The following is a 22,029-nucleotide window of genomic DNA, read 5'->3' as shown; positions in this document are numbered from 1 at the left end:
CGGTCAGTCGCGCGCCACGGGTGCCCCGGTTGCCGGTGACAGGGCGACGTTCCAGAAGCCGGCGTAGCGGCCGCCGCGGCGCAGCAGGTCATCGTGGTCGCCCTCCTCGGCGATCCGGCCGCCGTCCAGGAAGGCGATGCGGTCGGCGCGCCGGACGGTGCGGAGCCGGTGCGCCACCATCACGACGGTCCGGCCGGCCATGAGCTGCTCGATTCCCTCGTGGACGGCCGCCTCGTTGACCGGGTCCAGCGCGGAGGTCACTTCGTCCAGCAGGACGATGGGCGCGTCCTTCAGCAGCGCCCGCGCGATCGAGACGCGCTGGCGCTCGCCGCCCGACAGCAGGGCCCCGCCCTCGCCGACGTCCGCCGCCCATCCGCCGGGCAGCCGCTCGACCACCTCGTCCAGCCGCGCCGCGGACGCCGCCGCCCGCACCTCGGCCTCGGTGGCGTCCGGACGTCCGAGCCGCACGTTCTCCTCGATCGTGCCGTCGAAGAGGTAGACGTCCTGGAAGACGATGGCGATCCGCGACATCAGCTCCTCCGTGGTGATGTCGCGGACGTCGGCACCGCCGACGCGCACCGCGCCGCCGTCCACGTCGTAGAACCGCGCCAGGAGTTGGAGCAGGGTGCTCTTGCCCGCACCCGACGGCCCCACGATGGCGAGCCGCTGCCCCGCCGGGACGGACAGCGACACGTCGTCGAGAACCGTGCGGTCGCCATGGCGGAAGACGACGGACTCGAACTCCAGGTCGTGGTGCGCCGGCACGATCGGCTCGGAGGATTCCGGCAGCGGCTCGGCGCGCAGCACCGCGTCCAGCCTGACCAGCTCGGACCGCGCGCCGCGCAGCCGGCCCCCGATCTCGGCCAGCGACAGCAGCGGATCCGCGCAGCGGGCGGCGAGCACGAGGATCGCCAGGACCTCCGCCGCGCCGACGTCCCCGCCGAGCGCGAGGTAGGCGCCGAGGACGAGCAGCACGGTGAACACCGCCTGCACCGTCAGCGTCAGGCCCAGGGCCCCCGGCAGCGCCGACAGCGTGAGCCGGCGGGACGCGCGCTGGACGTCGCGCAGCGAGCCGTCGAGCAGCTCGAAGCGTTCGGCGGCCCGGCCGCCGGCGCGCAGGACGGGCTGGGCCTGGAGATACTCGATGACCCGTCCGGTGGCCTCCCGGTCGTGTTCGGCGCGCTCCGCGTCGGCGGCGGCCATCGACCGTCCCGCCCGGACCTGGATCGCCGCCACGACCGGAACGCCGAGCAGCGCCGCCAGTCCCATCCGCCAGTTGAAGGCGAGCATCACCACGACGATCGTCAGCGGGGTCACGGCGGCGGAGACGAGCGGGGCCATCAGGTGCGCGATCACGCTCATCGCCTGCAGCACACCGCGGCTGGCCAGGACCGACACCTCCCCGACGCGTCCCGGGTGGTGCCAGCCGATCGGGAGCCGGGCCAGATGGTCGCCGAGGCGGCGATACGTGCCGCGCAGCAGCGTGGTCGCGGCGCGGAACCCCGACAGGTCGCTGACATAGCGCAGCACCGCGTAGACAGCGACCGCCGCCCCGAACGCGACCAGCCAGGGCCGCGCGTCCGCGGGCGTGCTCCCGAACAGCGCCCGCAGCACGGGGATCAGCAGCGCGTAGGACAGCCCCTCCAGCACCGCGGTCGCCGTCATCAGGGCCAGGGCGCGACGCACGGGCCGGGCGTATTCCGGGCCGAGGACGCGAAGCAGCAGTCGGATCATCGGAGCTCGTCTCCTCGCAGGATGCCGTCGTCATCGGCGACCGCGGACCGGCGGTCTCGCCAGAACGCCGCGAACCTTCCGTCCCGCGCCAGCAGCTCGGCGGGGGCGCCGCGCTCGACGATCACCCCGTCCTCCAGCAGCACGACGGTGTCGGCGCCGGCGACCGTCTCCGGGCGATGGGCGATGACCAGGATCGTGCGGTCGTCCCCCAGCGACGCCAGCGCCCGGCGCAGCGCCCGTTCCGTCTGCGGGTCGGCGAAGGCGGTCGCCTCGTCGAGCACCAGGACGGGCGTGTCGGCGAGCAGCGCGCGGGCGATCGAGATCCGCTGCGCCTCGCCGCCCGACAGCCCGGCCTCTTCGCCGATCACGGTGTCGTACCCGCGCGGCAGTTCGAGGATCCGGTCGTGGACGCCGGCCAGCCGGGCGGCGCGGACGACGGCGTCGAGGCCGGCGTGCGGCACCGCCAGCGCGATGTTGTCGGCGACCGTCGCGCGCAGCAGGCGGACGTCCTGGAAGACGAAGGAGACCGTCCGGTAGAGGTCCCGGCCGGCGATCTCGCGCAGGTCGGCACCGCCGAGGACGACCGAGCCGCAGGTCGGGTCGAAGAACCGCGGCAGCAGCTGGATTAGCGTGGACTTCCCGCCGCCCGACGGGCCCACGAGCGCGGTGACCGTCCCCGGCTCCAGCACCAGGTCGATCCCGCGCAGCACCTCGTGATCGGCGTCGTACCCGAACCGGACGTCGCGCAGCTCCACCCGGTGGCCTCGCGGCACGGCCGGATGGGCGGGCTCCGGGAGCGGGTCCACCGCGAGGACGTCCCGGATCCGGCCGACCGCGCGCCGGGCCGTCTGCATGTCGTCGAAGCCGTGGCCGAGCGCCTCCACCGGGGCGGTGAGCCCGAGCCCCAGCAGCAGGAAGGGCAGCAGGTCGGCCGGAGCCATGGCGCCGCTCGTGATCCGGGCCGTCCCGCCGATCAGCACGACCAGCAGCACGAACGGCGGCGACAGCGCCACCTGCATCCCGGCGGCGATCCCCGCGAGGGCGCGGACCATCCGGAAGAAGCTGTCGACGAAACCGTCCACGGCGGCGAGGAACCTGTCGTGGGCGCGCCGGCCTCCGCCGAACGCCTTGACCACCGCGATGCCCTGCACGAACTCGACGACGGAGTTCGCGATCCCGGCCATGGCCGCGTCGAACTCCCGCTGCTCGCGCAGCCGGGACGGCGTCATCATGAGCGGGACCAGCGCCACGGCCAGCGCCACCGGGATCAAGGTGATCAGCGTGAGCCGCCAGTCGACGGTGAACAGGTAGGCCAGCGCCACCAGCGGCACCGCGAAGGCGGAGATGAGCTCGCCGGGGGTGTGGGCGATGAACGGGTGCACGGCGGCCACGTCCTCCCCGACGACCTTCGCCAGCTCGCCGGTCCGGCGCCGGGAGAACCAGCCGATCGGGGCCTGCCCGAGCCGCGCGGCCAGCAGGCGGCGGAACGCCAGCTGCACCCGGCCGTCGAGCAGGTGCCCGATCCCGGACGACGCGGCCGTGAACAGCAGCCGGACGAGCAGGCCGGCCGCGCCCGCGGCCACGACGAGCCGGACGTGGCCGTGGTCGACCGGGCCGGGCGCCAGGAGGGCGCGCCCCAGCTCGACGACCGCGAGCAGCGGCGCCAGGCCCGCGACGGCCCCGATCACCTGCAGGATCACGACGGCGGCGAACGCCGGTGCGAAGGGGCGCACCAGCCCCGCCATGCTCGGTCCGGCCGCGCGGCCGGGATCTGCCTGCGGTGCGGCGGTCATCGCTTCTCCATCCGGCTGCCGCGCGGGAGGGTGACGGTGAGGACGGTGCTGGGGACGTCCAGCGCGATGCGGTGCCACCGCCCGCGCGGGACGATCGCGGCGGTCCCGGCCGGCAGCCTGATCTCCTCGTCCCGCCGCCCCGGCGCCTCCTCCCGCAGGTAGAGGCGCACCTTCCCGATGAGGCAGGACACGACCTCCTCGGCTTCGGGGTGCAGTTCCCAGTGGTCGGCGTGGACGTCGGCGCCGGTCTTGGCGTGCACGGCCGTCAGCTGCCAGCCGTCCGGTTCGGGGTCGGACGCCCGCGGCCCGGCGTGGATCCCGCCGTCCTGGCGGAGGCGGAGCAGGGACGCGAACAGGTCGATCGGGGTGACGGTCATGCCTGAACCTCCGTCGCGAGGTGCTCGGGCTCCGGCGCCGGGCCCGTCCGCCGCAGGACGGTGAAGGCGATGACGACGGCGCCGACCAGGAGCCCGGCGCCGAGGATCATGCCGAGCGCGTAGCCGTCGTTGAGCGCCTCGGGCGTGCCGGCCCGGCCGGTGCGGTGCTGGGCGGCGGTGCCGAGGGCGGCGAGCCCGAGCGAGGCCCCGATCTGCCGCGAGCTGTTGAGCAGCGCGGAGGCGGTGCCGGTCTCGTGGGCGGCGACGCCCGTGGTGCCGGTGGAGACGACCGGGGCCAGGCAGAGCCCGAAGCCGACGCTCGCGAGCATCGACGGGCCGAGGACGTCGGTGAGGTAGCCGCCGTCGGCGTCGATCATGCCGAACCAGGCGAACCCGGCCGCCGTCAGCAGCCCGCCGATGACCAGCAGGATCCGCGGCGGGAACCGGTAGCCGAGCCGGACGGCCAGCACCGATCCGGCGACGACGCCGAGCGCGAACGGCACGAACTCGATCCCGGTCAGCGACGGCCCCGTCCCGAGGACCCGCTGCAGGTAGAGGGACATGAAGTAGAACGACGAGGCCATCGCCGCGCCCACCAGGAGGATGTAGGTGTTGGCGCCGGTGACCGAGCGGTTGGCGAACAGGCCGAGCCGGATCAGCGGATCGCGGGTGGTGGTCCGCTCGACGATGACGAACGCGGCCAGCAGCGCGGCGGCGGCCGCCAGGGTCGCCAGCGTGACCGGCGACGTCCATCCGTGCTGGTCGGTGCGGACGACGCCGAACACCAGCAGGGTCATGCCCGCCGTCGCCAGGACGGCGCCGAGCACGTCCGGCCGGCCCCCGCGGGCGGCCGGCGGTCCGGCGGCGACGCCCCGCCACGCCAGGGCCAGCGCGGCGGCGGCCATCGGGACGTTGACGAACATCACCCAGCGCCAGCCGGCGTACTCGGTGAGCAGGCCGCCGATCAGCACGCCGAGGGCGCCGCCGGCGGCGTTCGTCGCGCTCCAGACCCCGAACGCCCGGACGCGTTCCCGGCCCCCGGGGAACGTCGCGGCCAGCAGCGCCAGCGCGGCCGGGGCCAGCGCGGCCGCCCCGATCCCCTGCGCGGCGCGGGCGGCCACCAGGTGGCCGGGCTCCTGGGCGAACCCTCCGGCGAAGGACGCCAGGCCGAACAGCCCCAGCCCGAGCAGCAGGACCCGCTTGCGGCCGTACCGGTCGGCGGCCTTGCCGCCCAGCAGGAGCAGCCCGCCGAAGGTCAGCGCGTACGCGTGGATCACCCAGGTCAGCCCCACCGGGCCGAAGCCGAGCCCGGCGGCGATCTCGGGCAGGCCGACGTTCACCACCGACAGGTCCAGCGACACCATGAACTGCACGACGGCCACCGCGGCGAGGGTGAGCCCCGGCCGGGGGGCCGTCCGGGTGGCCGCGCTCCGGGCCACCGATTCCTTGACCGTCATGCCGGACATCGTGGGCCCCGGACCGGCCGGCGGTCGTCCTGCACGGGAAGACATCTCCGCCTGGCACGCGGGGAGTACGGACCGCGCGACTACTTCGCCGGGAGTACTGATCTCTTACGACCTGCTGCGGAGGACTCCGCCACAAAAAGGCTCTAATCTGCACGAATGAGGTTCATTGGCCGGTTGCAGCCGCTCGCCCAGGACGGTCTGCTCGCCGCGGGGATGGCCGTCCTGCTGTCGGCCATCCTGCTCTACACGCCGGACGCGGGCGCGCCGGACTTCGCGGGCGTCCTCGCCGGGTCGCTCGCGCTCGTCGCCTGGCGGCGGGCGCCCCTGGTGGCGCTGTTCGCCAGCGCGGCCTGCATGCTCGCGGTCGCGGCGCACCTCCAGCCGGGTCCGGCGGTCGCCTACCCCGTGATGGTGGCGGTGTTCGCCGCGGTCTGGGCCGGACACCAGCTGGTGGCGGCGGTGGCGAGCCTGGTCTTCCTCGGGACCGGCTTCGCGGTGAACCTGCCCGGCGCCGAGGGGGCCGGGCAGAACTTCCAGAGCACCTCGCTGCTGGTCGGCTGGTTCGTCGCGGCCGGGGCGGCGGCGACGGTGACCCGGCACCGGCAGGCGTACCTGGAGGAGGCCGAGCGGCGGGCCGCCGAGGCCGAGCGGACCCGCGAGGAGGCGGCGCTGCGCCGCGCGGGCGAGGAGCGGCTGCGCATCGCCCGGGAGCTGCACGACTCCCTCACCCACAGCATCTCGATCATCAAGGTCCAGGCGGGGGTGGCCGTCCACCTGGCGCACCGGCGGGGCGAGGACGTGCCCCCCGCGCTGGTCGCCATCCAGGAGGCCAGCGGCGACGCCATGCGCGAGCTGCGCGCGACCCTGGAGGTCCTGCGCGACCACGACCGCTCCGAGGGCGAGACCGCGGCCAGCGGCCTCGACCGGCTGGACGACCTGGTCGAGCGGGCCCGCTCGACCGGCCTCCCGGTCACGGTGACGGTCACCGGCACGCCCCGGGAGCTGCCGCCCGAGGTGGACCGGGCCGCGTACCGGATCGTCCAGGAGGCGCTCACCAACGTGTCCCGGCACGCCGGCGGGGCGGCCGCGGAGGTGGTCATCGACTACCGGCAGGAGGACCTCGTCGTGCGGGTCGACGACCACGGCGAGGCCGACCCGGACGCGCCGCCCGTCCCCGGCACGGGCCTGCTCGGCATGCGCGAGCGCGTCACGGCCCTCGGCGGCCGGTTGCGGGCCGAGCCGCGTCCCGAGTCCGGCTTCACCGTCCGCGCCGAGCTGCCTCTCGGAGGACCGGCGTGATCCGCGTGCTGCTCGTCGACGACCAGGCGCTCATCCGCGGCGGGTTCCGCGCGCTGCTGGAGATCGAGGACGACATCGAGGTGGTGGCCGAGGCCGCGGACGGCGAGCGGGGCGTCGCGCTCGCCGTCGAGCACCGGCCCGACGTCGCCCTCGTCGACGTCCAGATGCCGGTGATGGACGGCATCGAGGCGACCCGGCGGATCGTCGCCGACGAGCGGCTGGGCGGCGTCCACGTCGTGATCCTCACCAACTACGGCCTGGACGAGTACGTCTTCAACGCGCTGCGCGCCGGCGCCTGCGGGTTCATGGTCAAGGACACCGAGCCCGCCGACCTGGTGCAGGGGGTCCGGGTCGCGGCCCGCGGCGACGCGCTGCTGTCCCCCGCGATCACCCGCCGCCTGATCGGCGAGTACGTCACCCGCCGCCCCGAGCCCATGCCCGCGGTCCTCGACGTGTTGACCAACCGCGAGCGCGAGGTCACCGCGCTGGTGGCCCGGGGCCTGTCCAACGACGAGATCGCCGCGCAGATGGTGATCAGCCCGACGACCGCGAAGACCCACGTCAGCAGGGCGATGACCAAGCTCCGGGCCAGGGACCGCGCCCAGCTCGTGGTCTTCGCCTACGAGTCCGGCCTCGTCACCCCGCGCCGCACCTGACGGCCTCACACCCCCGCCTGACCGAGCCGCGGCGTCCTCCGGCGCGGCGGGTCCCCCGTCGTCGATATTCTCATCGTCCCGATAACGTGCCCGATGATCAGGACGGGTTACTCCCCCTTCTTTCACCGGTCTTCGTCCCGTCTCCCGCGTCCATCGAACGCGGCCCCGCGGGTATGGATCAGGCGTCGAACGGAATTGCGCGGATTCGGACAGCCTCAATACGGCCGCGGTGAACCGAGCAGCCTGATGACCTAGGGTTTCGCGCGCTCCCTCCCGTCCGGTCCGGCCGTGGACGGCGGCTGGACGGAATCGGACGACCCTGATCACGCGGCGGCGCGCGGTGCGAGAATGAGACGCATGGCCGAGGTGGACGATGATGATCACGGAAGTGCCGTGGCCCAGGTACCGCTGAGGAACGGTGAAGCCCGGCGGCCCGATGAAAGAGATGTCTGCCCATATCAAGGTCTGGCGCCGTTCGAGGCCGACCGGACCGACGTGTTCTTCGGGCGCGTGCAGGCGACCCGCAATCTCGTCGACCGGTTGGGGCCGCGGCTGAAGGAGCGCGGGACGATCCTGCTGGTGTCGGGTGCATCGGGGGTCGGCAAGTCGTCGCTGCTGCGGGCGGGCCTGCTGCCCGCGCTGGCGGAGGGCGCGTTGCCGCTCGCCGGGTCGGCGCTGTGGCCGCGCCTGCTGATGACACCGACCGCGACGCCGCTGCGGGCGCTGGCGGAGGCCTGGACGCGGGCCTTCGGCGGGCCGGTCGAGGCGGTGGGCGAGCGCTTGCGCGACGACCCGTGGGACCTCCCTTCCGGGCCCTCCGAGTCGGCCGCCCCGGACGGCCGTTTCGTGCTGGTGGTCGACCAGTTCGAGGATCTGTTCACCCTGGTCTCCGACGAGCGGGAGCGGCAGGTGTTCTTGCGCGCGCTGCACGCCATGGCCGAGGGGCCGCGCCGCGCCGGGGTGGTGGTCGGTGTGCGCGCGGACTACTGGGACCGCTGCGCGGCCTATCCGCAGTTCGCCGAGGCCATCCAGGACGGCCAGGTCATCGTCGAGCCGATGACGGAGTCGGATCTGCGGCTGGCCGTCACCGGTCCCGCGGCGGCGGCCGGGCTGGAGCTCGAGCCCGGCCTGGTGGAGCTGATCCTGAGCGAGCTGGGCGAGGGCCGCACGGCCGAGGGCCGTTACGAGCCCGGGGCCCTGCCGCTGCTGTCGCAGGCGCTGCTCAACACGTGGGAGAGGCGCGAGAACGGCCGGCTGACCGTCCGCGGCTATGAGGACTCGGGCCGGGTCCGCGACTCGGTGCAGCGCACGGCCGACCAGGTCCTCGCGCACCTGCCGCCGGAGGACCGCAAGACCGCGCTCAGGGTGTTCCGCCGGTTAACGGTGATCACGGCGGGCGGACGGGCGGCGCGGCGCGCCGCCACCCCGGCCGAGATCCATGCCGCCGCGGGGGCGGACTCGGCGGAGCGGCGCGAGCGGGTCGAGGCGCTGCTGTCGGCGTTCGCCGGCCGGCGGTTGCTCACCCTGCACGAGGACGGCGTCGAGATCGCGCACGACGCGCTGCTCACCGGCTGGCCGACGCTGCGGCAGTGGCTCGAACCCGACCTGACCGCGCAGGCGGTGTACGACCGGCTGGTCGAGGACGCCGAGCGGTGGGACGAGAACCACCGTGACCCCGCGTTCCTGTACCGGGGCGCCCGGCTGCTGTCGGTCGAGGACGCGCGGCTTCGCTGGGAGCGCGACCCCGACAGCTTCCCGCCGCCCGGCTCCACCGTGACGGGGTTCGTCGCGGCGTCGGCGGCGGCCGCCAGGCGGGCGAGCCGCCGCCGCGGCATGGTCATGGCGGGGCTGGCGGTCCTGGCGGCGGCCGCCGTGCTCGCCGCCGTCGCCGCGGTGGACGCCGCGGGCAACGCCGACCGGCAGCGCGGCCTGGCGGTGTCGCGGCAGCTGGCGGCGCAGAGCGAGATCGCCGACGACCCGGTGATCTCCGCCCTGCTCGCGGTGGCGGCGTGGCGGATCGCGCCGACCCCGGAGGCCCGGTACCGGATGCTGGACGCGGCGGCGCGTCCGGCGCGGGCCGTCCTGCCCGGGTACGGCGGGAGCGTCCCCGACGAGGAGCTGGCGCTCGCCCCGCGCGGCTCGGTCATGGCGGTCGGGAGGGGCGACACCGGCGCCGTGCAATTGTGGGACACCGCGACCCGCCGGCGGCTCGGCGGCCCGGTCACCCATCCGGAGGGCGGCTGCGGCGCGGGCTTCGACGTGGCCTTCAGCCCCGACGGGAAGACCCTGGCCGTGGTCTGCGAGATGACCGTCCGGTTCTGGGACGTGGCCACGCGGAAGCCGTCGGGCGGCCCGCTGAACACCCAGGATCCCGACGAGCTGCTGGGTTTCGCGCAGACCATGGCCTTCAGCCCGGACGGAAGGACTCTCGCCACGTCGACCTACGAGGGCACCACCCGGCTGTGGGACATCGCCGCCCGCGAGCAGATCGGCCCCACCCTCGGCACCCCCGACACGAAGTCCGGCGGCCACGCCATCCGCGCGGTGGCCTTCACCCCGGACGGGAGGCACCTGGTCACCGCCGGGGCCGACGGCACCGCGCGGCTCTGGGACACCGCGACGCGGCGCCAGGCCGGAAAGGCGTTCACCGGGCACTCCGACGGCATCGACGACCTGTCCATCAGCCCGGACGGGACGACCCTGGCGACCGTGAGCAAGGACAAGACCGCCCGGCTGTGGAACATCTCCACCCGCAAGCAGATCGGCGGCGCGCTGCGCGGCCCGGCTGAGGGCCGCCCCTTCTCCAGCGTGGCCTTCAGCCCGGACGGCACGAGGCTCGCCACCGCCGGAGAGGACGGCTACCTCCGGCTGTGGGACACCGTCGCCCACCGGCAGGTGGGCCCGGCACTGAACGATCAGCGGCTTCCCGTCCGCGCGGTGGAGTACGGACCGGACGGGAGGACCCTCGTCGCCATCGGCGACGAGGCCACCGTGTGGCTGTGGGACGCCCGGGTCCACCGGCAGCTCGGCACGACGATGACCAGCCTGTCCGCCGTCGCCTTCAGCCCGGACGGCAGGACCCTCGCCGCCCCGGGTCCCGGCGCCGGCGCCCCCGGCACGACGGAGGCCGACCGCGCGGCGCGGCTGTGGGACGTGGCGACCCAGCGCCAGATCGGCGACGGCCTGGAACCCGGCGGCCCGCCGTCCGGTCAGAACACGGTGTTCGAGATCGGCTTCGGGCCGGGCGGGAGGACGCTCATCACGGTGAGCGCCGGCGGCGTCATCAGGGTGTGGGACACCGCCACCCAGCGCCAGGCCGGCCCGCCCGTCGACACGGGCAAGGAGGGCTGGGCCGTCGAGCTCAGCCCCGACGGCCGGCTCATGGCCTTCCGCACCGGCGATGTCATCGGTTTCTGGGACCTCGCCCGCCGCCGCGAGGTCGGGCCCCGCATCACCTTCCCGGGCGGCGCCGACTCGGTCGAGACGATGTCGTTCAGCCCCGACGGCACTCTCCTGGCCACCGCGGGCAATGACCGCGCCGTCCGGTTCTTCGATGTGGCCGCCCGCCGCCAGGTCGGGCGCGCGCTGCCGAACGCGGTCGGCGGAGCCCTCACCGGCGACCTGACGTTCTCCCCGGACGGCGGGACCCTCGCCACCTCGCCGGGCGACGGCACCGTGCGGCTGTGGGACGTGGCGCGCCGCCGCGAGAGCGGAGCCGCCCTCACCGGCCACACCGACGCCGTCTACACGACCGCCTTCAGCCCGGACGGCACCGTCCTCGCCACCGGCTCGGTGGACGAGAGCGTGCGGCTGTGGGACCTGCGGACACGCCGCCAGATCGGGCCGCCGCTGACGGGCCATACCGGATCGGTCACGGCTCTCGCCTACAGCCCGGACGGGCGCGCCCTCGCCAGCGTGGGCAACGACAAGAAGGTGCGGCTGTGGGACGTCGCCGTGCCCGCCGACCCCGCCGGGACGGTCTGCGCGGGCGCGGGCCGGTCCCTCACCCGCGCCGAATGGAAGCAGTACATCCCGGACGAGCCTTACCAGCAGATATGTCGCTAGGAATGTTCCTTCGCGGTTTCCGGCGGCGGACCGACAGGCCCGCCCCGGAACTGGTCGCGCTGTTCCGCTCGATCATCGACGAGGGCAGGCAGGTCCACCCGATCGCGGGCGACTTCCTGGAGCACTTCATGGACGGCGCCGGCGCCTCCAGAACAATGTCGCTGCGCTGGCTGCGCTCCTTCAAGGCGATCCAGCGGGCCGAGCGCAAGAACCACCGCCGGTTCGAGCGGCAGCTCGAACGGGAGGCGAGGAAGATGCGCGACGGCTCCTCGACCTGGGTGCACGACCACTGGGACGCCCGGATCAACGCGTTCATCGGGACGGAGCTGTTCTATGTCAGCCGGATGAGCCTGCTGCGCTCGGAGGGCTCGTTCACGCTGACCCGGACGGGAGCGGAGACACGGGTGTCGGGAACGGTCCGCCACCATTGGTTCGATCCCTACGACTGGGATCGCGGCCGATGGGTCTACATCCCCAAGCACGGGTTCGTCCCCATCGCGGTCGGCCGCGAGCTGGTCGCCGTCGACGAGGCGCGCAACTTCCTGATGGAATCACGCCATGTGCAGACGCTGGAGGGCACCGTCCGGGAGGGCGGCCGGTGGCGAGGGCGCGGCTGGGCGGAGTTCGAGTGGTCGCTGGTGAGGAGGGCGGGCCGATGACCACGGACCGGTCCGGTCCACCGGCTCCTCCGGGTCCGCGGGAGGACGGCACGACGGCGGACTTCGTCCGGTCGCTCGTCCTGCTGCGGCGGTGGGCGGGCGAGCCGTCGCTGAGCAGGCTCCGCGCCCTCGGCGGCCAGATCGTGTCCTCCGACGGGACCACGATCGACGCGCTGCCCAAGAGCACGACCTCGCACGTCCTGCGGCAGACCGGCAAGCTGCCCCGCTGGGACTTCGTGAAGGCGTTCGTCACCGCCTGCCTCCGCAACGGCGACCATCCGGCCGAGCTGATCCCCGGGGAGCTCCAGCGCTGGCGGGCGGCCAGAGACGTGCTCGCCGGGTCCTCCCCCGGCCCGGTGCCGGAGGAACCGGCGGCGCGGGAAGAGGCGGCCGTGCGGGAAGAGGCGGCCGTGCGGGAAGAGGCGGCCGTGCGGGAGGCCGCGCCGGAGTCGCCCGTGACGGTCGGCGCGACGGTCCAGGCGGAGCGGACCATCGTCCGTGCCGAGCCGGACCAAGCCCTGGAACTGCTGGCGCGCCGGGTGGTCCGCGAGGAGGACAGAGCGCGCAAAGGCCTGCTCGGCGGCTACAGCATCGCGCCGGTCTCCTTCGGACCGGACACGGGACCGCTCCCCCGGGAAGCCGCGGCCGAGGTGGCGGACGACCTCTCCTCGATCGGCCGCGTCTTCACCGGCCTGCCCTCGAAACGCCTGCTCGTCGTGGGCGAGTCGGGGGCGGGCAAGACGGTCCTCGCCATCGAGCTCGTCCTGCAGCTCCTGGAGTCCTTCATGACGTCCGGCGGGCCTGCGGACGGCCGCGCGATGGTGCCGGTACGCCTGAACGCCGCCCGGTGGACCCCGGGCACCCCGTTCGAGTCATGGCTGAGCGAGCAGCTGGTGCAGGACTTCGGGCTCTCGTCCGGGGACGCCGAGCGGCTGGTGCGGGACCGCCGGGTGCTGCCGGTCGTGGACGGGCTGGACGAGCTGGACCCCGAACCCGCCACCGGCCCGCCCCGCCGCGCGATCGGGCTGCTCACCGAGCTCAACCGGTACAGCGACTTCTCCGGACGGCGGCCCGGCGCGGCCGTGGTGACCTGCCGGGCCGACCGCCACGCCGAGCTGTCGGAGGCGCGGGCCGGGCTCGACGGCGCGGTCCGGATCCACCTGCACGACCTGACGATCGAGCAGATCGACACCTACCTGCGCGCCCGCTGGCCGGACGGCCACCCGCACCGGACGGGCCGGGACGGCATCCTCGCGGCCCTGTCGGGCCCGGCGGGCAAGGCGGTCCACACCGCCCTGGCCACCCCGTGGCGGCTGCTGCTGACCGCGACCGCCGTGGAGTCCGGCGCCGACCCGGCCGAGCTGCTCGGCGCCGACCCGGCCGGCGACCCCTACACCGAGGCATCGCGGATCACCCGCAGGCTCCTGGACGCCTACATCCCCGCGGCGACCCGGCTGACGCCCCGCACCACCCACGGGGTCCCCTACCGTCCCGAACAGGTGCGTTCGTGGCTCGTGCGCCTGGCCGCCCACCTCCAGTGGCAGGCCGCCCAGACGGACCGGCCGCCGTCCGGCCTGACGGCGATCGACATCGTCCCGCACCTGCTGTGGCCGATCGGCGGCCGGCGCCGGATCCGGGCCCTGCACGGCCTGTGCTGCGCGGCCCTCGCGGTCGTCGCGATGCTGGCGTTCTGGACGGGCTCGGCCCTCGACCGTCCCGGCGACCCGCTCGGCGTCCCCGTCCCGGAGGCGGGGCTCACCCTGGCGCTCATGGCGGGCTGGGTGGCGACCGCGACCGGCCTGGCCCTGTCGCCGTGGCCGACCGCCGCCGGCGGGCGCACCAGCGTGCCCTACCGGCGGCGCGTGACCGGCGGCCTGCTCGGCGCCCTCGCCGGTGCCCCGGCCGGCGTGCTGGGCGGACTGACCGGGTTCGCGCTGACCGGCGGCGACGTCTTCGGTCCCGCCTTCGCCGCCGCCGCGGGCGCGACCGGCGGCACGGTGTTCGGGGCGGTCATCGGGCTGACCGCGATCGGGCGGCGGGGAGCCGAGCGCATGACCGTGCCGGAGGCGGTCCGCGCCCAGCCGCTCACCCTGCTGGGCTTCGGCCTGTGCGGCGCCCTCACCGGGCTGCCGCCGGTCCGCCTCGCCCACGCCGACCCGCTCCCCCTTGCCGCGGGGGTCGCGGGCGCGTTCGCCCTGGCCGTCGCGCTCGGCATCACCTTCAAGATCGCCACGGGCGGCTGGAGCAAGGACGCCGAGCTGGCCCACCCCCGCGAGGCCCTGCACCGCAACCCGATGATCGGGGTCGCGTTCGGCCTCACCGGCGGCGTCGCGGCCTTCCTGGTGTTCGTCATGAACCAGGACGTCCTCACGTCCCTGGCCTGCGCGCTCATCGGCGGCGTGGCGTTCGGCCTCGCCTTCGGCGCGATCGCCTGGTCCCGCACCATGATCGGCCTGATCGTCGCGGCCGCCCGCGGCCTGCTCCCGCTGCGGCTGTGGACCTTCCTCGACTGGGCCTGCGAGGCGAGGCTGCTGCGCGTCAGCGGTGCCACCTACCAGTTCCGGCACCGCGAACTCCAGGACTACCTCACCGCCGCGGCGACCACCGATGGCGACCGGCCCCGCGGCGGCGCGCACGACCTTTCGGTGCCCTGAGCATCGCCGGCCGTCGCCAGAACTGTCACCGTCGCGCCGATGCCGCGATGTCCCCCCTCTGCGGTAATATCGAACGTATGATCGAACGCCACGGGGTACTCCCAGCCGCCGTCACTGCGATCACCAGCTCCCCCTCCCACCAGCGACCCGTCGTCATGATCACCTGCGGCGCGGACGGGCCGCCCCAGGTCTGCGTGCCCGACTGGGGCGAGTTGCGCGCCGTCGACGACCGGCACCTGCGCGTGGCGGTCTGGCCGACGGACCCCACGGCGGTCAACTTGGACGGCGGCGCGCCCGTCCTGCTGATCGTCACCGCGCTGTCCGACGTCTATCTCGTGCGCGCCACCCCCCGGCGGCTGGTCAACGCCGCCATGGTGTGGGCCCACTACGAACTCACGATCACCTCGGCGCGGATCGCCGACCGCGGCACCACCCCGCGCCTGGAGCCCGACCGCGCCGAGGCGGGCGAGGAGTTCCTCGCCGCGGGGCCGGCGAGGACGGACGACGTGCTGAGGAGGAAGGTCGCGGCGTTCCGGGCCCGCCGCCGCAGCTCGCGCGGGCGATCCCCCTGGGCCGCCCCTCCGGCGGCCGGAGGGCGGGGAGATCATCGTTGCACCGAAGGCGCACGCCGCTGACCGGGGGGGAAGCGCCTCGGTCACCGACCGGCCGCCCCCGCCCGCGGTCAGTCGTCGAGGTCGCGGCTGAGGCGGTGGAGGCGGAGCGCCAGCTGCACTTCGAGCGTGTGGTCCGGGCTGTTCCAGTCCTTGCCGAGGAGGCGCTTGACCCGGTCGAGGCGCTGCGTGACGGTGTTCGGGTGGATGTGCAGCCGCTTGGCGCTCGCGACGAGGCTCTGCCCGGTGGCGAAGTAGGTGTCCAGCGTCTCCATCAGGACGGTCGAGCGCTGCTCGTCGTGCTGGATGACCGGGCCCAGCGTCCGCATCACGAACCGGGCCGCGGACGCGCCGTCGCCGAGGAGCAGACCGGCGTAGCCGAGGTCGTCGGCCGTGGCGGCGGAGCCGGTGCGTTCGAGCCGGAGCAGCGCCTGGGCGCAGGCCAGCGCCTCGGCGTAGGCGGCGGGCAGGTCCGCCGGGTCGTCGACCGGCCCCGCGGCGCCGACGGTGACCGGCGACCTCAGCCGCGTGGTCATCGACCGCGAGATCTGGCGGCCGGTGAGCGACGGGTCGTCGGAGGGGATGACCAGCACCGCGAGACCGTCCCGCACGGTGCTCAGCCCGTCGCGGGCGGCCGCGAGGTCGGACGCCACCGAGGCGAGGCTGTGCCGTTTCTCCGCCCGGATGTGCGCGACGACGACGGCGTGCCGCTTCTGCGGCTGGTAGCCGATCCGCAGGGCGCGCTCGGCCAGGGAGGAGTACGTGCGCGGGTTGGGCGTGAGCAGGTCGTCCAGCAGCTCGCCGCGCACCCGGGCCTCGGCGGCGGCCAGGTTGCGGCCGAACAGCTGGAGCAGCGAGGCGACGACGGCCGCCCGCCCGAGCAGGCGCCGGTCCAGGTCGCCGACCCCGGCGGGGGCCGCCGGCGGGGCCCAGACCAGGGTGCCGAGGTTCTCGCCGCCGGCGACGAGGCCGGTGGCCCAGTACGTCCCGTCCCGCGTGACGCCGGAGGAGCCGCCCGGCCGGCCGCCCGCCGCGACCGCCATCGCCTGGAGGGCCTCCGGCGGCGCCCCGGGCGTCCAGGCGACGGGCGTCTGGAACTCGTCGAAGATGGCGAGCACGCCGCCGAGCTGGTCGCCCACCGCGGTCACGACCTCCTGGACACCGCCGCCGCGCAGCACGATGTCCATGCTCTGGTCGTGCGCCGCGACCGCCCGCTCCTGGTCGACCGTCCGCTGCCGCAGGGCGGTCAGCGCCCGGTCCTTCTCGTACCTCTCCCGCGCCCGGTCGATCGCGGACGCGGCGAGGTCGGCGAAGGAGCCGAGCAGGGCGATGGCGTCGTGGGAGAACGGCCCCGGCGTGCGGTTGGCCCCGAAGAGCACCCCGATGACGGTGCCGGTGCGCAGCGGCACGCCGACGATCGACACCTGCCGCTCCGCCCTGACCGAGGCGTCGACGTCCGGATCGTGCGCCAGGCGCTCGTCGCTGAAGTAGTCGGGCGTCGAGAACGGCGTGCCGGTGGCGGCGACCCTGCCGCCGACGCCGGCGCCGAACGGGATCCGGACGTCCTTCCAGGCCGAGGACGTCGCGCCGACCATCACCCGCATGCAGGTGACGCGTTCCTCGTTGTCGTTCAGGCTCAGATAGGCCATGTCGCAGCCGAGCAGCCGCTGCGCCTGGCTCACGATCAGGGTCAGGATCGTGTCGGGGTCGCTGCGGTCCTCCGCGAGCTCCTTCGCGCACTCGACCAGCGCCCGCTGCTGTTCCTGGCGGGAATGCCGCTTCTCCAGCGTGTCGCGAAGGTGGAGGGCGAGCGTATGCTCCGCCTGGAGGTCCGCTACCTCGGCGGAAGAGGCGGCTTCCGCCACCATGCGGTTCAGGACCTCGTCGTAGAGGGGCAGCGGCGCCCCGTCGACGAGAAGCCGGAGAAAACTGGGCCTGTTCACACCTTCTCCCGTCAACGCGGTACACGCCACTATAACTAAGCGCATAGTCAGCCGCTAGGATGCGGACGTCAGGGGCCGCCGCGGACCGCGTCCGCCGGGCCCGCCGAGCGGCATCGGTACCGTGCCGGGCACGTGAAGGAGGCGAGGGTCGCGGATGGCCAAACGGCAGGCCAGGTTCACGGCACAGGACCTGGCGGACGATCCCCGGCTGCAGGACCACTCCCCCGATCTGTGGCGCGCCGAGCTCGGCACGGTGCAGCGGAACCTGTTGACCTCGGCGGTGCGCTGCTTCGCCGCCAACGGCTTCCACGCGACGACGACGCGGGACATCGCCGAGGGGGTCGGGCTCAGCCCCGCGGCGCTCTACGTTCACTTCCCCTCGAAGGAACTGGTCCTGTTCGAGATCATCCGGGTCAGCCACGAACGGGTCCTGTCGCACGTCCAGGATCCCGCCATCCTGGCCCTGGAAGGGGCGGCCGACCGGCTGCGCGCCATCGTCTCGGCGTACACGATCTGGCACGCCCGCCATCACGTGGCGGCGCGCGTCTGCCAGATCGAGCTGACCGGGCTGACGGCCGAGCACTACGAGGAGATCCTGGAGCTGCGCCACCGGACCAACGAGTTCTTCCGCGACGCGGTCGCCCGCGGGGTCGGCGACGGGTCCTTCGCGGACGTCGACGTCAAGCGGGTCGCCCGCGCGATGCTCTCGCTGAGCATCGACCTCGTCCGCTGGTACCGGCTCGACGGCCCCGACTCGCCGGAGCAGCTCGGTGATTTCTACGCCGAACTCGCGCTGAAGCTGGTCGCGAAGTAGGCCGTTCCCCGTCCCGTCCCACCTGTTGACAAGCGACCGCCGCGACGCTAACTATGCGCTTAGTAAGCACCAGCTCCCGCCGCGGTGCCGGAGGTTCCATGCACGGTCTGATGCAGGACCGGTCTCTCGACGTCCCCGTCCTCATGCGCCGCGCCGAGCGGATGTTCGCGCACAAGCGGGTCGTCACCGCCACCGCCGACGGCGAGACCACCGCCACCTGGGGGCAGGTCGTCGCCCGCGCGCGCCGGCTCACCGCCGCCCTGGACGTCCTCGGCGTGCCGCGCGGCGCCCGCGTGGGCACGTTCGCCTGGAACTCCCAGCGCCATGTCGAGCTCTACCTCGGGGTGCCGAGCGGTCGCCGGGTGCTGCACACCCTGAACCACCGGCTGTTCGCCGCCGAGCTGACCTACATCCTCAACGACGCCGAGGACGGCGTCCTGTTCGTCGACCGCTCCCTCATCGCCACGGTGTGGCCTCTGGTGGAGAAGGCCCCGGCCGTGCGGCACGTCGTGCTGATGGACGACGGCGGCACCGAGGAGGTACCGGACGACCCCCGGATCATCGACTACGAGGCGCTCCTCGCGGAGACGCCCGGCGAGGCACCGCCCATCGCGATCGACGAGAACGACGCCGCGAGCCTCTGCTACACCTCGGGCACGACCGGGCGGCCCAAGGGCGTGCTCTACAGCCACCGCTCGATCGTCCTGCACACGCTGCTGATCCTCGGCACCGACAACTTCGGGATCGGCGAGCGCGACGTCGTGATGCCGATCGTGCCGATGTTCCACGTCAACGCGTGGGGCCTGCCCTACGCCGCGGCGCTCGCCGGCGCCGACCTCGTGCTGCCGGGCCCCGCGATGAACTCGGCGGCGCTCGCCCGCCAGATGTCCGGGCACCGCGTGACGTTCACGGCCGGGGTGCCGGCGATCTGGCGCTCCCTCCTCCCGCTGATCGGGCAGGTCGACGTCTCGTCGCTGCGCAAGGTCGTGTCCGGGGGCAGCCCGGTACCGGACGCGCTCGCGCGGGAGTGGCACGAGGCGACCGGCGTCCCGCTCAGCAGCTCGTGGGGCATGACCGAGACCAGCCCGGTGGTGGCCTCCGCCCGGCTCGCGACCGTGCACGACGGGCTCGACGCGGGCGCCCGGCGGGCGATACTCGCCGCTCCCGGCCCGTCCCTCCCGCTCACCGAGCTGCGGCTGGTCGGCGAGGACGGCGGCCGCGTCGACCACGACGGCACGACGCCCGGCGAGCTCCAGGTGGCCGGGCCCACGGTCGCGTCCCGCTACTTCGGCGCCGATCCGGGCGAGTCGCAGTTCACCGAGGACGGCTGGCTGCGCACCGGCGACGTCGCGACCATCGACCGGTACGGCTACGTCCGCATCGTCGACCGCACCAAGGACATGGTGAAGTCGGGCGGCGAGTGGATCTCCTCCGGCGCCCTGGAGAACGAGATCATGGCCCACCCCGACGTGGTGGAGGCGGCGGTCATCGGCGTGCCGGACGCCCGGTGGGGCGAGCGCCCCCTCGCCTGCGTCGTCCTCGCCCCCGGGCGCGACCTCGACGCGGCGGGCCTGCGGGAGCACCTGACCGGCCGGGTGGCCTCCTGGTGGATCCCCGAGCGGATCCGGATCCTCGCCGAGATCCCCAAGACCGGGACCGGCAAGTTCTCCAAGACGACCCTCAGAGAGCAGTTCGCCGCACACCAGCAGGAGCAGCATGCCGACGACCAGTAGCCCGCCCCGTCCCCTGCCCGCCGCCGTGACCGTCCGGGAGGAGGCGTCGTGATGTCGAACCTGACCTTCGACTTCACCGGCCGGACCGTCGTCGTGACCGGCGCCGCCCGCGGCGTCGGGCGGGCCGTCGGGCAGCACTTCCGGGACGCGGGCGCGACGGTGTACCTCGTCGACTCCGACGCCGAGGAGGTCAAGCTCGCGGCGGCTGAGACCGGCGCGACGGGGCTGGTCGCCGACGTCTCAGACACCGCGCGGGTGAACGAGGTCGTGGAGCGGGTCGTCGCGGAGTCCGGCCGCATCGACGTGCTGGTCAACAACGCGGGCATCCTGCGCGACGGCGTGCTGTGGAAGCTCACGGACGAGGACTACGAGGCCGTCATGGCGGTCCACGCCGGCGGAACGTTCCGGTTCACCCGCGCCGCGGTCCCCCACTTCCGGCGGCAGGGCGGCGGGCGCGTCATCAACGTCACCTCCTTCACCGGGCTGCGGGGCAATCCCGGGCAGTCCAACTACGCCATGGCCAAGGCCGGCATCATCGGCTTCACCAAGACGGCGGCCAAGGAGCTCGCGCGGTTCGGCATCACGGTGAACGCGATCTCGCCCAACGCGCAGACCCGCATGATCGACTCCGTCCCGGCCGAGACGCTGGAGCGGCTCACCGCGTCGATCCCGATGGGACGCTTCGCCGACCCCTCGGAGATCGCCGGCGCCGTGGCGTTCCTCGCCTCGGCCGAGGCCTCCTACATCACCGGCGTCGTGCTGCCGGTGGACGGGGGTATCTCAGTGTGACGCGGCCAGGTCCCGGCATCCACAACCGCAGGAGGCAACATGTCCACCAAGGCGAGCACTGTGCTCAGCGACTTCGCCTTCCTGGAGGCGCCGCGCTGGCGTGACGAGCGCCTCTGGTTCTCCGACTTCTACACGCACCAGGTGTACTCGGTGCGCGAGGACGGATCCGATCTCCAGGTGGAGGCGGACGTCCCCGAGCAGCCGTCCGGGCTGGGCTGGCTTCCGGACGGCCGGCTGCTCATCGTCTCCATGCGCGACCGCAGGATCCTGCGGCGCGAGGCGGACGGCTCGCTCGCCGTCCACGCGGACCTGAGCGGGCACGCGGCGGGCCACCTCAACGACATGGTCGTCGACGCCGAGGGCCGGGCGTACGTCGGCAACTTCGGCTTCGACCTCATGAACGGCGCGCCGCTGGAGCCGGCGGCCCTGCACCGGGTGGATCCGGGCGGCGAGGTGACCGAGGTGGCGGACGACCTCTGGTTCCCCAACGGCAGCGCGATCACGGCGGACGGCGTCCTGGTCGTGAACGAGACGTTCGGCGACCGCATCAGCGCGTTCGACGTCACCGGGGACGGCCGGCTCGTCAACCGGCGCACGTGGGCCCGGTTCGGGCCGCTGCCGACCGACCGGTCCGTCGAGCGGATGCTGGCCAGCGTCTCGGTCGCCCCGGACGGCGCCTGCCTGGACGCCGGCGGCGGGCTGTGGGTGGCGGACGCGCTCGGCGCCCGGCTGATCCGCGTGACGGACGGCGGCGAGATCACCGACGAGCTGAGCCTCGGCATCAACGTCTTCGCCTGCGCGCTCGGCGGCTCCGACGGCCGCACGCTCTTCGCGTGCGCCGCGCCCGACTTCCATGAGCACGCCCGCAAGGCCGCCCGGGAGGCGGAGCTGCTCGCCATCCGGGTGGCCGTGCCCGCGGCCTGACGCACGGCGCGCCCGGACCGCACGATCAGGACCGGCCTGACCCGCGCGTTCGCGGGTCAGGCTGGGGTGTCGACGGGTTCTTTGGTTTCGGGTGCGGGTTGGTCGGGTGTGGGTGGGTGGCGGGTGGTCAGGAGGTGGCGGGCGGTGCCCCAGATGCCGCGGCGGAACAGCAGGACGATGACGATGAAGATGGATCCGGTGACGATTCCGGTTTCCTGGAATCCGGCGGTGGCCAAAAAGTCCTGGAGTTGGACGACCAGGGCCGCGCCGATGGCGCCGCCCCACAGGGTGCCGATGCCGCCCAGGATGACCATCATCACCGCCTGCCCGGAGGTGGTCCAGTACACCCCTTCCAGGGAGGCGAAGCCGTGCCCGACCGCGAACACGCCCCCGGCCAGGCCCGACAGCCCGGCCGACAGCACGAAGGCCAGCAGCCGGTACCGGTCCACCGGATAGCCCAGGGCGCGGGCGCGGGCGGGGTTGTCGCGGATGGACACCAGAACGCGCCCGAA

General features: G+C 74.1%; 16 protein-coding genes. 10 read left to right on the top strand and 6 right to left on the bottom strand.

All coding sequences use genetic code 11. The annotated features are described in order from the left end of the window. Positions 1-3 precede the first annotated feature (3 nt). Genes BM339_RS26010 through BM339_RS25995 form a run of 4 tightly spaced genes read right to left on the bottom strand, consistent with a single transcriptional unit; the run spans position 4 to position 5,361 of the window. Positions 4-1,734 carry an ABC transporter ATP-binding protein gene (locus tag BM339_RS26010; RefSeq protein ID WP_075022511.1) on the bottom strand — a complete coding sequence of 577 codons (1,731 nt, stop codon included), beginning with the start codon at positions 1,732-1,734 and terminating at the stop codon, positions 4-6. Beyond that, positions 1,731-3,527: an ABC transporter ATP-binding protein gene (locus BM339_RS26005; RefSeq protein ID WP_083597917.1), complete on the bottom strand. Its 1,797-nt coding sequence runs from the start codon at positions 3,525-3,527 to the stop codon at positions 1,731-1,733. The genes BM339_RS26010 and BM339_RS26005 overlap by 4 nt, the downstream gene beginning before the upstream one ends. Then, the gene (locus BM339_RS26000) at positions 3,524-3,904 is read right to left on the bottom strand and encodes a cupin domain-containing protein (protein ID WP_021594139.1); all 381 of its coding nucleotides are present in this window, start codon (positions 3,902-3,904) and stop codon (positions 3,524-3,526) included. The genes BM339_RS26005 and BM339_RS26000 overlap by 4 nt, the downstream gene beginning before the upstream one ends. Beyond that, positions 3,901-5,361, bottom strand: coding sequence for an MFS transporter (locus tag BM339_RS25995; protein ID WP_143118595.1), 1,461 nt, complete (start codon positions 5,359-5,361; stop codon positions 3,901-3,903). The genes BM339_RS26000 and BM339_RS25995 overlap by 4 nt, the downstream gene beginning before the upstream one ends. Positions 5,362-5,526: 165 nt before the next feature. Between BM339_RS25995 and BM339_RS25990 the strand changes: the two genes are divergently transcribed. The 6 genes from BM339_RS25990 (at position 5,527) to BM339_RS25965 (ending at position 15,338) form a co-directional block, all read left to right on the top strand. After that, positions 5,527-6,669, top strand: a complete 1,143-nt coding sequence (locus BM339_RS25990) for a sensor histidine kinase (RefSeq protein WP_021598887.1) — start codon at positions 5,527-5,529, stop codon at positions 6,667-6,669. Further along, positions 6,666-7,325, top strand: coding sequence for a response regulator (locus BM339_RS25985; RefSeq protein ID WP_021598886.1), 660 nt, complete (start codon positions 6,666-6,668; stop codon positions 7,323-7,325). The genes BM339_RS25990 and BM339_RS25985 overlap by 4 nt, the downstream gene beginning before the upstream one ends. A 348-nt stretch (positions 7,326-7,673) precedes the next feature. Further along, positions 7,674-11,390: an nSTAND1 domain-containing NTPase gene (locus BM339_RS25980; RefSeq protein ID WP_337959929.1), complete on the top strand. Its 3,717-nt coding sequence runs from the start codon at positions 7,674-7,676 to the stop codon at positions 11,388-11,390. 2 nt (positions 11,391-11,392) lie between these two features. Beyond that, complete coding sequence (locus tag BM339_RS25975; RefSeq protein WP_021598884.1) at positions 11,393-12,049, top strand: hypothetical protein; 657 nt, start codon at positions 11,393-11,395, stop codon at positions 12,047-12,049. Continuing rightward, positions 12,046-14,703 carry an NACHT domain-containing protein gene (locus BM339_RS25970; protein ID WP_075022509.1) on the top strand — a complete coding sequence of 886 codons (2,658 nt, stop codon included), beginning with the start codon at positions 12,046-12,048 and terminating at the stop codon, positions 14,701-14,703. The genes BM339_RS25975 and BM339_RS25970 overlap by 4 nt, the downstream gene beginning before the upstream one ends. A 77-nt stretch (positions 14,704-14,780) precedes the next feature. Beyond that, entirely contained in the window at positions 14,781-15,338 is a 558-nt protein-coding gene (locus tag BM339_RS25965) for a hypothetical protein (RefSeq protein ID WP_021598500.1), read from the top strand. A 47-nt stretch (positions 15,339-15,385) separates the two neighbouring features. On the opposite strand, the gene BM339_RS25960 is transcribed toward BM339_RS25965, so the two are convergent. Then, positions 15,386-17,257, bottom strand: coding sequence for a helix-turn-helix domain-containing protein (locus BM339_RS25960; protein WP_021598501.1), 1,872 nt, complete (start codon positions 17,255-17,257; stop codon positions 15,386-15,388). Between the two features lie 154 nt (positions 17,258-17,411). On the opposite strand from BM339_RS25960, the gene BM339_RS25955 reads away from it, so the two are divergent. The 4 genes from BM339_RS25955 to BM339_RS25940 all read left to right on the top strand — a co-directional run bounded on the left by BM339_RS25955 (position 17,412) and on the right by BM339_RS25940 (position 21,517). Next, positions 17,412-18,071, top strand: a complete 660-nt coding sequence (locus tag BM339_RS25955; RefSeq protein WP_021598502.1) for a TetR/AcrR family transcriptional regulator — start codon at positions 17,412-17,414, stop codon at positions 18,069-18,071. Between the two features lie 98 nt (positions 18,072-18,169). Further along, positions 18,170-19,804: a long-chain fatty acid--CoA ligase gene (locus BM339_RS25950; protein WP_021598503.1), complete on the top strand. Its 1,635-nt coding sequence runs from the start codon at positions 18,170-18,172 to the stop codon at positions 19,802-19,804. Between the two features lie 51 nt (positions 19,805-19,855). Continuing rightward, positions 19,856-20,593 (top strand): SDR family NAD(P)-dependent oxidoreductase, encoded by a 738-nt coding sequence (locus BM339_RS25945; RefSeq protein WP_075022508.1) that lies wholly within the window; start codon positions 19,856-19,858, stop codon positions 20,591-20,593. A 39-nt stretch (positions 20,594-20,632) separates the two neighbouring features. Continuing rightward, positions 20,633-21,517: an SMP-30/gluconolactonase/LRE family protein gene (locus BM339_RS25940; RefSeq protein WP_021598505.1), complete on the top strand. Its 885-nt coding sequence runs from the start codon at positions 20,633-20,635 to the stop codon at positions 21,515-21,517. Positions 21,518-21,573: 56 nt separating this feature from the next. Here BM339_RS25940 and BM339_RS25935 read toward each other — a convergent pair. Then, the coding region (locus BM339_RS25935; RefSeq protein WP_143118289.1) for a branched-chain amino acid ABC transporter permease at positions 21,574-22,029 on the bottom strand (456 nt) is incomplete at its 5' end.

The organism is Actinomadura madurae (genome assembly GCF_900115095.1).
In the GTDB taxonomy this organism is placed as follows: domain Bacteria; phylum Actinomycetota; class Actinomycetes; order Streptosporangiales; family Streptosporangiaceae; genus Spirillospora; species Spirillospora madurae.
The sequence above is the reverse complement of the archived record's forward strand: the minus strand, read 5'-3'. Positions and strand labels throughout refer to the sequence as shown.